Consider the following 13,801-nt stretch of genomic DNA (forward strand, 5'->3'; position numbering starts at 1 on the left):
CCCTCGAAGCCATGAAGAACAGCAGCAGCACCGTCATTCCGATCTCGCAGATCGGCCGCACGCCCCCCGCCGTGGCCGTGCCGGACATCGCCGTGCCCGCCACCGGCCTGCTACGCGACCGCCTGGGCCGCCCGCTCACCGACCTGCGCATCAGCGTGACCGACCGCTGCAACTTCCGCTGCAGCTACTGCATGCCCAAGGACGTGTTCGACAAGGACTACAAGTACCTGCCGCACAGCGCGCTCCTGAGCTTCGAGGAAATGACGCGCCTGGCCCGCCTGTTCGCCGCGCACGGCGTGCGCAAGATCCGGCTCACCGGCGGCGAGCCGCTGCTGCGCAAGAACATCGAGGCGCTGATCGGGCAACTGGCCGAAATCCGCACGCCCGACGGCGCACCGCTGGAGCTCACCCTCACCACCAACGGCTCCCTCCTCGCCCGCAAGGCCGCCGCGCTCAAGGCCGCCGGCCTGCAGCGCGTGACGGTGAGCCTGGACAGCCTGGACGACGCCGTCTTCCGCCACATGAACGATGTCGATTTTCCGGTGGCCGACGTGCTGGCCGGCATCGACGCGGCCCGAGCCGCGGGCCTCGGGCCGATCAAGGTCAACATGGTGGTCAAGCGCGGCACCAACGAGCAGGAAATCCTGCCGATGGCGCGCTACTTCCGCGAGCACCACGGCGGCAGCGTGGTGCTTCGCTTCATCGAATACATGGACGTGGGCGCCACCAACGGCTGGCGCATGGACGAGGTGCTGCCCTCGGCCGACGTCATTGCGCGCATCGCCGGCGAATTCCCGCTGGTGCCGCTCGAAGCCACCACCCCCGGCGAAACCGCCCAGCGCTGGGCCTATGCCGACGGCGGCGGCGAAGTCGGCGTGATCAGCAGCGTGACGCAGGCCTTCTGCCATGACTGCAGCCGCGCGCGCCTGTCGACCGAGGGCAAGCTGTACCTCTGCCTCTTCGCCAGCGCCGGCCACGACCTGCGTCCGCTGCTGCGCGGCACCGCCAGCGACGACGACATCAGCTCCGCCATCGGCCACATCTGGCAGGGCCGGGCCGACCGCTACTCCGAGCTTCGCGCCCTGCGCGGACCCGACCACGCCGACAGCGGCGATGCCAACGACAAGGCGCCGCGCCGCGTCGAGATGAGCTACATCGGCGGATGACGCGGGCTGCCGCCATGCCCGCGCACCCCGCCATCGCGCCTGCCGACATCACCGGCCTGCTGCTGGCCGGTGGACGCGGTTCCCGCATGGGTGGCGTCGACAAGGGCCTGCAGAACTTCAACGGCGAACCGCTCGCCCTTCACGCGGTGCGGCGACTCGGCGCGCAGGTCGGCCAGGTGTTGATCAATGCCAACCGGAACATCCCGGCGTACGAAGCCTTCGGTGTTCCGGTGCGGGCCGACAGCCTTGCGGACTATCCGGGGCCGCTCGCAGGCTTCCTCACGGGGCTGGCGCATTGCGCCACGCCCTTCCTGCTCACCGTGCCTTGCGACACGCCGCTCTTCCCGCTCGACCTCGCGGCACGCCTCGCCGAAGCACTCGCCGCCGACGACGCGGAAGTCGCCATGGTCAGCGCGCCTGATTCCGAAGGCGACGGCGGACCCGCGCTGCGCCCCCAACCCGTGTTCTGCCTGCTGCGCACGAGCCTGCGCGAAAGCCTCGAGCGCTTCACCGGAGCCGGCGGCCGCAAGGTGCAGGCGTGGACCGCGCAACACCGCACCGTGTTCGTTCCCTTCGACCGGCCCGGCGATACGCCCGACGCCTTCTTCAACGCCAACACGCTCGCCGAATTGCAAGCACTCCAAAACCGATGAGCCCGATGAGCCCGATGAGCAGCCTCGCAGACATCGCCGCCGCCCTCCCCGGCCATGACACCACCGACGCGCTGAGCGTCGATGCGGTCCAGGCTTTCCTGGCGCGACTGGTCGCACCTCTTGCCGTCACGCAGCGCGAGAGCGTGTCGCTGCGCGACGCGCTGGGCCGCGTGCTGGCAGAAGACCTCATCTCGCCCGTGAGCGTGCCGCCGCACGACAACTCGGCGATGGACGGCTACGCGTTCGATGGCGCGATCCTTCCGACCGACGCTCCCGCCGACCATTCCATCAAGCTGCGCGTGGTGGGCACCGCGCTCGCCGGTGCGGCCTGGCGCGGCGCGCTGGCCACAGGCGATGCGGTGCGCATCATGACCGGCGCGATGATGCCGGCCGGTCTCGATACGGTGATCCCGCAGGAGTTCTGCCAGGTCGAGGGCGACGTGGTGAGCTTTCCCGACCGCGTGCTGCGCCGCGGCGACAACCGCCGCTTCGCGGGCGAAGACCTCATGAAAGGCCAGCCGGCCCTCCAGCGCGGCGAGCGGCTTTCGCCGGCCGCGCTCGGCATGGTCGCGAGCCTCGGTCTGCCCGGCGTGCCGGCACTGCGAAAGTTGCGCGTCGCCTACTTCTCGACCGGCGACGAGATCCTCTGCATCGGCGAGCCGCCGCGCGAAGGCGCTGTGTACGACAGCAACCGCTACACCGTCTTCGGCCTGCTCACGCGCCTGGGCTGCGAGGTGATCGACCTGGGCCTCGTGCACGACGACCCCGCCACGCTGGCCGCGACGTTGAAACGCGCCGCGCGCGAAGCCGACGCCATCGTCACCAGCGGCGGCGTGAGCGCCGGCGCTGCAGACCACACGCGCGAGGTGATGCAGCAGGTCGGCGAGATGGCCTTCTGGCATGTCGCGATGCGCCCCGGCCGTCCGCTGGCCGTGGGCCTGATTCCGCGCGATGGCGGCGAAGCCACGGGCCCCGCCGTGCTGTTCGGCCTGCCCGGCAATCCGGTGGCCGTGATGGTCACTTTCCTCGCGTTCGTGCGGCCCGCGCTGCTGCGCATGATGGGCTGCCACGACGCCGCTTCGGCGCCGCCGCCGCTGCTGCGCGCACGCAGCACGGGCCCGATCCGCAAGAAGCCCGGCCGCACCGAATACCAGCGCGGGTTCGTGAAGGCCGTGCCGGGCTCATTGCCCGAGGTCCGCGTCGCTGGTAACCAGGGCTCCGGCGTGCTGAGTTCGATGGTCGAAGCCAACGGGCTCGTGGTGCTGCATCACGACCAGGGCCATGTCGCCGCCGGCGAAGAGGTCGACGTGATGCTGTTCGACGGCGTGATCTAGTTTTCAGGGCGCCAGGTACTGCTTGGAGATGCCTGCGCCCACCGTGTACTTCGGGTCCACGAAATTGCCGAGCCGCACCTTGCCGCACTGGCTCAGCATCATGTAGGCGTCCCAGCGGTCGTAGCCGTATTCCGCCTCCATCCAGAGGATGAGTTCCTTGTAGGGCGATGCGGGTCGCATCCTCCAGCGGCCGGGCGCTGCCGATCGCCATGATCATGTCTTCAGTTTCCAGCCGCGGCCATTCGAGCTTCCAGCCCTTGATGAGATCGACGCGAATGGTCGTGAGGCTCGGGTACTCCACCGCCGTGCCGCACACCTCGCCGTCGCCCTGGCAGGCGTGCGCATCGCCGATGAAGAGACGCCCGCCGGCTGTGCGCACCGGCAGGTAGGTGATGCTGCCGGGCCCCATGTCGGGCAGGTCCATGTTGCCGCCGTGCTGGTCGGGCGTGAGGCTGTTGATCGAGTCGATCTCGGGCGAGCAGCTCAGCGTGCCGATGTGCGGCCTGTAGGGCAAGGTGACGCGCTTGCTCCAGTAGACGCCCTCTTCATCGACATCGATCTTGCGCACTGTCTCGGGCAGCGACTGGTTCAGCAGCGCGGTGAAGGCCGTGCCGCTGAGCGCGCCGAAGTCCGGGATCATGCAGCAGGTGCCGCGCGGATTGGGCCCGCGCGGCGCCATCGATTCGATGTACACCGCGATCGTGTCGCCGGGCTCGGCGCCCTCGATCATGATCGGCCCGTTCTGCGGATTCACGAAGGGCATGGTCAGCACCTTCGAAGGCAGGTCCTGCTCGGTCTTGACCTTGCCGTCGAAGGCGTCGCGTGTCTCCACCACGATGCGGTCGCCGGGCTTCACCGTCATCACGGGCTCGGTGTAGGGGCCGATGGTGAAGTGGAACTTGCCCTGCTTCGCTTCGGTGAGTTCGTGCGTGTCCACGCTGCGCCCGCGGCCCAAACCCCGCGTGTGCATGATCGATTGGTCGAGCCAGTTCATCGGGTGTTCTCCTTGAGGTTTTTTGTTCAGAGCATCAGGTGCGCGCGCACCGCCTGCGCGTTCATCTGGCCGGGCTCGATGCGCCCGACGATGCGGCCCTTTTCCATGACATAGGCGCGCTCGCCCACGTCCAGGATCGTGTCGAGGTTCTGCTCCACGAAAAGAATGGTGGTCCCGAGGTCGCGCCGGATCGCGCGCAGCACGTCGCAGATGAGCTGCACGATCGAGGGCTGGATGCCCTCGGAAGGCTCGTCCAGCAGCATCAGCGCGGGGTTGCCCACCAGCGCGCGGCCGATGGCCAACTGCTGCTGCTCGCCGCCGGACATGGTGCCGGCCTGCTGGTTGCGGCGCTCCGCCAGGCGCGGGAAGTACTGGTAGACCAGGTCGGGCTGCTTCTTGCCGCGCGGGCCGCCGACCAGTTCGCCCACCATGAGGTTCTCGGCCACCGTCATGCGCGCGAACACCTCGCGGCCTTGCGGCACATAGCCGATGCCCAGCCGCGCGCGTGCATCGCTGGAGAGCGCCGCGATGTCCTGCCCCTGCAGCCGCACGCTGCCGCCGCGCGTGCGCAAAAGGCCCATCAGGCAGCGCATGGTGGTCGTCTTGCCGACGCCGTTGCGGCCGATGAGGCTCACGATCTCGCCCTTGCGCACTTTCATGTCCACGCCCTGCAGGATCGGTGTGGCGCCGTAGCTGGCTTGAAGACCTTGCAGCTCCAGGATCGTCTCAGTGGTCATGTGTCTTGCCCAAGTAGATCTCGGCCACGCGCGGGTCCGCGATGATTTCGCCGATCGAGCCCTCGGCGAACACCTTGCCGAAGTGCAGCACCGTCACGCGCTGCGCGATCTGGCGGATGAAGGCCATGTCGTGCTCGACGACCAGCACCGTCATGCCTTCGGCGTTGAGCTTCTGGATCAGCTCGCCGGTCTTGAAGGTTTCCTCGGGCGAGAGGCCCGCGGTGGGTTCGTCCATCAGCAGCAGCACCGGCTTGAGCGCGAGCGCCATGCCGATCTCCAGCCACTGCTGCTGGCCGTGCGCCAACTCGCCCGCGAGCTTGGTGGCGTCCTGCGAAAGGTCGAGCAGTTCGAGCAGCCGGTCTTCCTCGCGCTTGAGGTCCGCCAGGCGTGTGTGGTGCTGCAGCGCGATGTGGATGTTCTGCCGCACCGGCAGCTCCCTGAACACGCTGGGCGCCTGCATCTTGATGCTCATGCCCTGCTGCACGCGCCGGAACGGGCGCTCGCGCGTCACATCGCGCCCCTGGAACGCGATGCTGCCTTCCGAGGCCTCGTGCGTGCCCACGATGAGCTTGAACAGCGTGCTCTTGCCCGCGCCGTTGGGCCCGATGAGGCAATGGATCTCGCCCTGGCGCACCGACAGGTCGACTTCCGACACCGCCGCATGGCCGCCGAAGCGCTTGGACAGGGCCCGTGTCTCGAGCAAGGCGTTCATGCGCGGGCCTCCTCTTGCGCCGTGGGCACCGTGAGCACCGCGGGCGCCGCGGGTTCCTTGGAAGGACCGCGGCGCACGAACAGCCGCCGCACCGCCTGCACCACGCCGATGACAAAGCCCTGCGGCGCCACCATCACCGTGCACAGCAGCATCGCGCCCATCAGCAGCAACGCCGCCTGCTGGCTGTAGACCGTGATCGCCTGGAAGGCCCAGAGCACCAGGAACGATCCCACCAGCGTGGCGGTGATGTCGCCCCGCCCCGAGAACGCGACCCACACGATCGGCATCGCCGCCGCCGGCAGCCCGATGCTGGCCGGCGTGATGAACTGGCCCCACGAGGTGTAGAGCACGCCGCTCAGTCCCGCCAGCGTGGAGCCGATCACGAAGGTGGCGAGCTGGTATTTGCGCACGTCGTAGCCCAGCAGCTCGGCGCGCTGCGGGTCTTCGCGCACCGCGACGATCACGTTGCCGAAGCGCGAGTTCAGCATCATGCGAAGGCCCAGGTACACCACAAGGATCAGGCCCACCACCAGGTAGTACAGCGCGATGCCGTCGAACACCAGCGGGTCGTCGCCGAACCACGGGATGTTCAGCGGCGCCATGTCCTTCATGCCGTTGAAGCCGTTCAGCCGCGCACTGCCGATGTGCCATTCGGGCCCGGCCGTCTGTCCGAGGAAGAAAGCTAGCACCAGCGTGGCCGACAGCGTGACGATGCCGAAGAACACGCCGCCCACGCGGCCCCAGATCATGAAGTAGCCCAGCACCGCCGCGGCCACCGCCGCCAGGCACAGCGCGATCGCGAGTGCGAGGAAGGTGGTGCCCGCATCGCCGCCGAGGTTGACCGCCGCCACGCCGTAGCCGTAGCCCGCGATGCCGAAGAAGAAAGTCTGGCCGAACGACAGCATGCCGCCGTAACCCCACACCAGGCACAGGCCCATGGCCATGAACACCCAGGTCAAGAGGTAGGCCATGTTGCCCACGTCGTAGCCGTCGGCGAAGGCCGGGTACAGCAGCACGGCCGCGAGCACCGCGATGAAGGGAAGCCAGAAGACGCGCGTGGCGCCCAGCGTCTGCGGCCCGTTGATGAGTTGGAACATTGATGTGACTCCGTGGGGGTTCAGCGCGTCTTGCGGGCCAGCCATCCGGACACCCCTTCGGGCAGGATGCGGATCACCACGATCACGGCGAGCAGCATGCCGATTTGCCCGACGATCTGCCCGCCCCAGCCGTTCAGGCCGGTGCGGATGACCGCGAGCAGAATGCCCGCCGGCGCGGTGCCCAGCAGCACGTTGGCGCCGCCCACCACCACCGTGACGAAGGCCTCGACCAGGAAGGCCGCGCCCATGGTGGGGATCAGCGTCATCGTGGGCGCATAGAGCGCCCCGCACAGGCCCGCCAGTGCCGCGCCGATGCCGAAGCTCAGCGCATACACGCGTCCCACGCGCACGCCGGTGGCCTGCGCGATCGACGCGTTCTGCATCGTGGCGCGCGCATGCACGCCGAAGCGCGTGCGCATGAAGATGAAGTAGATGCCGCCCAGCACCGCCACCGCCGCCGCGAACAGCACCATGCGGTAGACCGAGAAGGTGTAGTCGCCTACCACGAAGCTGCCCTCGGGCGTGCCCACGCCGGTGAGCGTGGAGCCGAAGACCAGCAGCATGCCCTGCGTCACGATGAGGCTCAGGCCCCAGGTGGCGAGCAGCGAATCGAGCGGCCGCTTGTAGAGCTTGCGCACCAGGCTCCACTCCACGGCGACGCCGATCAGCCCCGCGGCGAGCGTGCCGCACAACTGCGCGAGCGGCAGCGGAAAGCCCGCGTGTACCAGCCCCACGGTGACGTAGGCGCCGCACATGATGAATTCGCCGTGCGCCATGTTGATCACGCCCATCATCCCGAACACGATGGCCAGGCCGGCCGCCGAGAGGATGAGGAACGCGAACACGTCGGCGAACTGGTAGAAGAACGAGAAGATTTCGGCGAACACCGCTGCTCCCTGCTGGACCGGTCGATCGGATGGGTAGAGGCGCGAAGCGTCAGAGCTTCTTGGGCAGGTCCGACGGCGTGTACTGCTTGCGGTCGTTCTTCTTCGTGAGGTCGCAGCCGATCTGGCCGAGCCAGTACGGCTGGATCGTTCCGTAGTCCTTGAGCACCTTCACGTTGTGCTTCTCGTCCACCGCGATCAGCCGCATCGCGTGCGAGGCGTGCTGGCTCTTGGGGTCGATGCAGACCTTGCCCTCGGCCGCCTCGATGCAGGCCTCGCCCGCGGCGATCACCTTGCGCAGGTCCGCCAGCTTGGTCGACTTGGCCTTCTCGACCATCGTCTTGTACATGTAGAGCGCGTTATAGGCGTTGTAGCCCATGTCGTTGATGTAGGGCTCGTTCGGGAACTTGGCATGCCAGCGCTTCTTGAAGTCGTTGGCCGCGGGCGTGTCGATTTCCTCGAACCAGTTGGCCGTGGCGTGCATGCGGTTGAGCGCGGGCGGCGCGAAGCGCTTGTGCTCGAAGCCCAGCATGACCTTCACCGACGAGCCCATCGGCAGGTTCAGCTTGGCGGCGGCGGCCTGCTCGAAGAACGAGTCCTGCGCGGCGCCCACGTTGAGCATCAGGAGCCAGTCGGGCTTGGCCTTCTGGATGTTCTGGATGGTCTGCGCGAACTGCGAGACGCCCAGCGGAATGAATTCCTCGCCGACCACCGTGCCGCCCACGTCTTTCAGGATCGTGCGGTTCCACTCGGCGGAGATCTGGCCGAAGTTGTAGTCGGCCGCAACCACATACACCTTCTTGCCGAACTTCTCGACCATGTACGGAATGAGCGTGGAGAACTGCTGCTCGGGCACCGCGCCCATGCTGATCATGTTGGCATCGCACACGCCGCCTTCGTACTGGTTGGTATAGAAGTACGGCGTCTGCGTGCGGTCGACGATCGGGCGCACGGCTTCACGCGAGGCCGAGGTGATGCCGCCGATCAGCACGTCCACCTTGTCCTTGCTCAGCAGGCGCCGCGTGAACTCCTGGTAGCGCGCGTTGTCGCCCTGCGGGTCGAGGTGAATCAGCTCGATCTGCCGGCCCAAGATGCCGCCTGCCTTGTTGATCTCTTCCACCGCGAGTTGCGAGCCGTCCAGCTTGGGCTTGCCCAGCACGGCGAGGTCGCCCGAGACGTCTTCCATCAGGCCGACCTTGAGCGGCTCGGCAGCCGCAGCAGCGGTCGCGGCGGTGGCCAGGACCATCGTGCAGCCCAGGGAGAAAAGCGCGTGACGTAGTTTCATGGTGATGTGCTTTCAGGACAGGGAAAGAAAGAAGGAATGAAAAAGGAAGTGGCCGCGGCTCAGAGCGCCGGGTGCCGGCGGTGCCAGTCGGTGATCTGCTGGAAGGCCGCGCCCGCGCGCACCAGCAGCGCCTCGTCGAAATGGCGCGCGACGAACTGGAACGCCACCGGCATGCCGCTCGCGGTGAAGCCGCCGGGCAGCGTGATGGTCGGGCTGCCGGTCATGTCGAACGGGCAGGTGTAGCGCAGCATCGCGGCCATGAGGTCGGCATCGACGCCCATCTGCGCCATGCGCTCCATGGTCGGCGAGGCGATGCCGGTGGCCGGGATCAGCAGCAGGTCGATGTCCTCGAACATCGCGCGCACCTTGCCGCTGAAGTCGTGGCGACGAAGAACGATCTTCTGGTAGTCCACGCCGCGCTGCGCGAGGCCCAGGTCGATGAGGCCGGCGACCGCCGGGCCGTACATGTCCTTGCGCGACGGATAGGTCTTCTCGTGCACCACGGCGGCTTCGATGCCGCACAGCGGGAACCAGTCCTCGATGGCCTGCGCGGGATCGGGAAAGCGCACTTCGCGCAGATCGCCGCCGAGCGTGCGCACCGCGGCGACGGCGGCATCGAGCACTTCGCGCGTGGGTGCGTCGACGCCCTCGGTGGCCCAGCGCATGTCGATGCCGATGCGCAGGCCGGCGATGCCCTTGCCCAGATCGGCGAGGTAGTCGGGCACCGGCGCGAGGCTGGCGGTCGGGTCGTTCACATCGGCGCCGGCAATCGCGCCGAGCATCGCGCCCGCATCGGCCGCGCTGCGCGTCATGGGGCCGATGTGGTCGAGCGTCGCAGCGAGTTCGAAGGCGCCGTAGCGGCTCACCCGGCCCCAGGTGGGCTTCAGGCCCGTGAGGCCGTTGGCGGCCGAGGGAAAGCGGATCGAGCCGCCGGTGTCGGTGCCGAGCGAGCCATAGCACAGGCCCGCCGCGGTCGCGACGCCCGAGCCGCTGGACGACACGCCCGGCCAGTGCGCGGCGTTCCACGGATTGACCGGCGGCGAAACCGAGGGATGGTGGTCCGCATAGGCGCTCTCGGTGAGCTGCAGCTTGCCGAGGATGACGGCGCCCGCCTCGCGCAGCTTGCGCACCACGGTGCCGTCGGTGGTGGGCACGAAGTCCTTGTAGAGCGTCATGCCGGCGGCGGTCGGCACGCCTTCGGTCCAGCAGAGGTCCTTGATGGCGATGGGTACGCCGTGCAGCGGACCGCGGATCTCGCCCTTGGCGATTTCCGCTTCGGCGCGCGCGGCCTCGGCGAGCGCGGAATCGCCGAGCACCCGCACATAGCTCTTGAGCTTTCCGTCGAGCGCGCCGATGCGCTCGAGCTGCGCCTTCGTCACCTCGACAGGCGACAGTTCCCTGGCCTGGATGCGGCGGCCGACTTCCAGAAGTTCGAGGTAGTGCAGATCGTTGTCAGGCATGGCGGGGAGACTCCGTTTCGTTGTGGATCAGGGCGAGGAACAGGCTTGTCTGAAGCTGCGCGTCGAAGGTATTGAAGGTATCGAAGGGCCGCCGCGAACGCTTGGCTCGCAGCGCCATTGCGATGTGCTGGACCGGCCAGCGACGTTTTTTTTTCAGCGCAGCACGGGCGCGCGCTGGTGGAAACCAGTGGCCTGCTGGAACGCATGGCCCGCGCGCAGCAGCGTCGCCTCCGCGAAGGGCCGGCCGATGATCTGCATGCCGATGGGCAGGCCATCGGGATCGAAGCCGCAGGGCACGTTCAGCGAAGGCAGGCCCGTGAGGCTCGCGACGCCGGTGAACTGCATGATTGCGGAGAGCATGTCTTCCTGCTGCCCCGGCTCGATCTCCACGCGCGTCTCGCCGATGCGTGTGGCAACGAAAGGCAGCGAGGGGCAGACGAACACATCCACCCGCCTGAAGGCTTCGAGGAATTCGGCGCGCAGCAGCGCGCGGTAGCGCTGGGCCTGCAGGTACTGGGTGGCCAGCAGCATTTCGCCGGCTTCCAGCAGGGTGCGCACGTCCTCGCCGTAGTCCTCGGGGCGCTCGCGCAGGTTGCGCTGGTGGTAGGTGCTGGGCTCGGCCGATTCGATGGTGAGCTGCGCGGAGATGTTGCCGTGGATGTTGCGGATGTCGACATCGACCAGCTCGGCGCCCAGGTCGACGAAGGTGGCCAGCGCCTCCTTCACCGCGTCGTGCACGGGCGCCTGCAGGTGCTCGAAGAAATAGCCCGGCACGATGCCGATGCGCAGGCCGCGGCAGCCGCCGCCCAGCGCCTGAAGGTAGTCGTCGCAGGCGCGTGGTGCGCTGCCCGCGTCCTTCGGGTCGAAGCCCGCGATGGCACCGAACATCAGCGCGCAGTCTTCGACGGTGCGCGTCATCGGGCCCACCGTGTCCATGCTCCATGCGAGCGGCACCACGCCGTGGTTGCTGACGCGCCCGTAGGTCGGGCGCAGGCCGACGATGCCGTTGATCGCCGAAGGCAGGCGGATCGAGCCGCCGGTGTCGGTGCCGATCGCGCCGAAGCAGAAGCGCGCGGCCACCGCGACCGCCGAGCCCCCGCTGGAGCCGGCCGGAAAGCGCGCCGGGTCCCACGGGTTGCGCACCGCGCCGTAGTGCGGATTGGCCGAGGTGCCGCCCCAGGCGAACTCGTGCATGTTGGTCTTGCCGATGAAGACCGCGCCGGCCTGGCGCAGCCGCGTGGTTACCGTGGCGTCGGCTTCGGGCAGCCAGTCGGCCAGGATCTTGCTGCCCGCCGTGGTGCGGCTGCCGCGCACCGCGACGTTGTCTTTGAGCGCAAGCGGAATGCCCTGCAGCGGGCCGAGTTCGTGGCCCGCGCCCGAGAGCAGCTCGGCGGCGCGCGCCACCTGCATCGCCTGCTCCTCGAACACCGTGATGAACGACTTGAGCAGGCCGTCGTGCGCGCGGATGCGTGCGAGCGATGCCTCCACCAACTCCACGGGCGAGACCTTGCGCGCGCGCACCAGGCGCGCGGCTTCGGCGAGGCCGAGTTCGAGCAGCCCGCTCATGCGGCGTCCTCGGGCAGGTCGTGGGCATGCGCGAAGGCGGTGACCGGCATCAGCTCGCGGTGGGCCGCATCGCTCATCTTGCGGCTCAGCTCGTTGGCCGCGGGAATCCAGGCGGACAGCACGGCCTCGGCCGCGGCGCGGCGTTCGGGGGTCAGGTCCAGGGCCGCGCAGCGGGCGAGCGCGCCGACATCGACCGCATCTGAGGGCGGGAAAGCATTCATCGTTGTCTCCGTTCGTGAAGGAAGCTTGTGGACTTCACGATAGGGAGCAACGCCGCGCGCGGCTTGGCTGCAAAGGCCAGCGCGATGGGCTGGAACGGCCAATCTTTCCCCAGCCTTCCGCACGGAGCGGAACGCCGGCGCGAGCGTGGACGCGGGCGAACGCTAGTGGCGGCGCAGCAGCGTCTGCGGCGTCACGCCATAGGCCTTCTTGAAGACCCGGCAGAAGTGCGAGAGATCGCTGAAGCCGTGCTGGAACGCCGCCTGCGTGACCTGCCGCACGCGGCCTTCGCGCAGCGCGCGGTGGCTCGCCTCGAGCCGCTGTTTCCAGAGCCACTGGATCGGCGTGGTGCCGTGCTCGGCGAACACGCGCGCGAGCGTGCGGGCGGACACATGCTGCGCGGCGGCGATCTGTTCGACGTCGAGCTCGCAATCGTCCAGGTGCGCGACGATGTAGTCGCGCGTCTTCTGGAACAGCGCATCGTGCGAGGAGTGCACGGCATCGGTGCCACCGACCTGGAACTGGAGCACCGCCGAGAGCATGTCCAGCAGCGAGCTCGCCAGGCTCGCCTGCATGCCCTCGCGCCCCGAGAGCTCCAGCACCGCGGCCTCGCGGATCATGCTGCCCAGCAGCCTGGCGATGGGGTGGCCGTTGGCCAGGTGCATGGCGGTCAGGTTCTGGGCCTCGGGAAACCTGCAGAGCAGCTGCAACCGCGGAATGCGCACGAGCAGGTTCGACTCGGGCAAGAGGTCGAAGGTGAAGGGGCGCGCGGCGTCGTAGAGCACGATGTCGCCGTTGCGCTGCACCACCTCGCGACCCGACTGCGACAGCACCCCGTGCCCGGACACCATGAGGCTCAGCATGAAGTCTTCGTTCGGCCCGCTGCGCAGGTGCTGCGCGTCACGCTCCCAGTAGTGGCGCGGCGAGGACATCTCCGCGAGCGTGAGGTTGCCGAGCGAACGGACGGAAAAGTGGGCGTTGAAGTGCTCCCGGTCGGGCACGTGGCTCGCGGCCGGAATGAAGTGCTTGCGCACCACATCGCTCCAGTAGTCGAAGCGCTGGCTGCGTTCGACCGTGTCCGTTGAGTAGTCGAGGTTCATGCTGCGAACGAATGGACGGTGCCACCGGCGGATGAAATGTCAAAACCCAAGCAACAATCGTGCCCCTGCGTCGGCCGGCTTCGCCGCGTAGCGGGCACTCTAGCAAGCGCCAGCCCCGGCAGCGTCGGGGCTGACCCTACGTCAGATCCGGCCCAGCGCCTTGTCCACGCCCTTGTTGGCGAGCATGTCGGCGCGTTCGTTGCCGGGGTCGCCCGAGTGGCCCTTGACCCAGCGCCATTCGATCGTGTGGCCGCCCTCGGCCACCAGCTTGTCCAGCCGCTGCCAGAGCTCGACGTTCTTCACCGGCTGCTTGCTGGCGGTCATCCAGCCCTTGGCCTTCCAGCCGCGGATCCATTCGGTGATGCCCATGCGCACGTACTGGCTGTCCAGGTAGAGCAGCACCTTGCAGGGGCGCTTGAGCGCGGCCAAACCCTCGATGACCGCGGTCAGCTCCATGCGGTTGTTGGTGGTGTTGAGTTCGCCGCCGAACAGTTCCTTTTCGGTGGCGCCCGACTTGAGCCACGCGCCCCAGCCCCCGGGTCCGGGGTTGCCCTTGCATGCACCATCGGTGTAGATCACGACTTCGTTCAAGCT

Annotated in this window: 14 protein-coding genes and 1 pseudogene; 3 read left to right on the forward strand and 12 right to left on the reverse strand. The window is 68.2% G+C overall.

The genetic code is table 11. The annotated features are described in order from the left end of the window. The first annotated feature begins 11 nt into the window (after positions 1-11). From moaA to moeA, 3 genes are read left to right on the forward strand one after another with little or no spacing between them, the layout of a single operon-like run. Complete coding sequence (gene moaA, locus QF040_RS09720) at positions 12-1,166, forward strand: GTP 3',8-cyclase MoaA (RefSeq protein WP_429610863.1); 1,155 nt, start codon at positions 12-14, stop codon at positions 1,164-1,166. A gap of 14 nt (positions 1,167-1,180) precedes the next feature. Continuing rightward, positions 1,181-1,819: a molybdenum cofactor guanylyltransferase MobA gene (mobA, locus tag QF040_RS09725; protein WP_429610864.1), complete on the forward strand. Its 639-nt coding sequence runs from the start codon at positions 1,181-1,183 to the stop codon at positions 1,817-1,819. 14 nt (positions 1,820-1,833) lie between these two features. Beyond that, positions 1,834-3,153, forward strand: coding sequence for a molybdopterin molybdotransferase MoeA (gene moeA, locus QF040_RS09730; protein ID WP_429610865.1), 1,320 nt, complete (start codon positions 1,834-1,836; stop codon positions 3,151-3,153). A gap of 3 nt (positions 3,154-3,156) precedes the next feature. Here moeA and QF040_RS09735 read toward each other — a convergent pair. The 12 genes and pseudogenes from QF040_RS09735 to rnhA form a co-directional block, all read right to left on the reverse strand. Then, positions 3,157-4,147, reverse strand: a pseudogene (locus QF040_RS09735) (acetamidase/formamidase family protein). 26 nt (positions 4,148-4,173) lie between these two features. After that, positions 4,174-4,884, reverse strand: a complete 711-nt coding sequence (locus tag QF040_RS09740; RefSeq protein ID WP_429610866.1) for an ABC transporter ATP-binding protein — start codon at positions 4,882-4,884, stop codon at positions 4,174-4,176. Further along, positions 4,874-5,596, reverse strand: a complete 723-nt coding sequence (locus QF040_RS09745; RefSeq protein ID WP_429610867.1) for an ABC transporter ATP-binding protein — start codon at positions 5,594-5,596, stop codon at positions 4,874-4,876. The genes QF040_RS09740 and QF040_RS09745 overlap by 11 nt, the downstream gene beginning before the upstream one ends. After that, on the reverse strand, positions 5,593-6,693 hold the full coding sequence (locus QF040_RS09750) for a branched-chain amino acid ABC transporter permease (protein ID WP_429610868.1): 1,101 nt from the start codon (positions 6,691-6,693) through the stop codon (positions 5,593-5,595). Before QF040_RS09750 ends, QF040_RS09745 begins: the two co-directional genes overlap by 4 nt. Positions 6,694-6,713: 20 nt before the next feature. Further along, positions 6,714-7,580 (reverse strand): ABC transporter permease subunit, encoded by an 867-nt coding sequence (locus tag QF040_RS09755; RefSeq protein WP_093432021.1) that lies wholly within the window; start codon positions 7,578-7,580, stop codon positions 6,714-6,716. 49 nt (positions 7,581-7,629) lie between these two features. Continuing rightward, positions 7,630-8,862, reverse strand: coding sequence for an urea ABC transporter substrate-binding protein (locus QF040_RS09760; RefSeq protein WP_429610869.1), 1,233 nt, complete (start codon positions 8,860-8,862; stop codon positions 7,630-7,632). A 59-nt stretch (positions 8,863-8,921) separates the two neighbouring features. Continuing rightward, positions 8,922-10,322, reverse strand: coding sequence for an amidase (locus QF040_RS09765; protein WP_429610870.1), 1,401 nt, complete (start codon positions 10,320-10,322; stop codon positions 8,922-8,924). Then, positions 10,315-10,440, reverse strand: a complete 126-nt coding sequence (locus tag QF040_RS09770; RefSeq protein WP_429610871.1) for a hypothetical protein — start codon at positions 10,438-10,440, stop codon at positions 10,315-10,317. Before QF040_RS09770 ends, QF040_RS09765 begins: the two co-directional genes overlap by 8 nt. 35 nt (positions 10,441-10,475) lie before the next feature. Then, complete coding sequence (locus QF040_RS09775; protein WP_429610872.1) at positions 10,476-11,888, reverse strand: amidase; 1,413 nt, start codon at positions 11,886-11,888, stop codon at positions 10,476-10,478. Next, positions 11,885-12,109 (reverse strand): hypothetical protein, encoded by a 225-nt coding sequence (locus QF040_RS09780; protein WP_429610873.1) that lies wholly within the window; start codon positions 12,107-12,109, stop codon positions 11,885-11,887. The genes QF040_RS09775 and QF040_RS09780 overlap by 4 nt, the downstream gene beginning before the upstream one ends. A 162-nt stretch (positions 12,110-12,271) precedes the next feature. Further along, entirely contained in the window at positions 12,272-13,207 is a 936-nt protein-coding gene (locus tag QF040_RS09785; protein WP_429610874.1) for a helix-turn-helix domain-containing protein, read from the reverse strand. Between the two features lie 141 nt (positions 13,208-13,348). Next, positions 13,349-13,798: a ribonuclease HI gene (gene rnhA / locus QF040_RS09790; RefSeq protein WP_042576760.1), complete on the reverse strand. Its 450-nt coding sequence runs from the start codon at positions 13,796-13,798 to the stop codon at positions 13,349-13,351. Positions 13,799-13,801 lie beyond the last annotated feature (3 nt).

Origin of the sequence: Variovorax sp. W2I14, from assembly GCF_050435205.1 — a bacterium.
Classification (GTDB): domain Bacteria; phylum Pseudomonadota; class Gammaproteobacteria; order Burkholderiales; family Burkholderiaceae_C; genus Variovorax; species Variovorax paradoxus_C.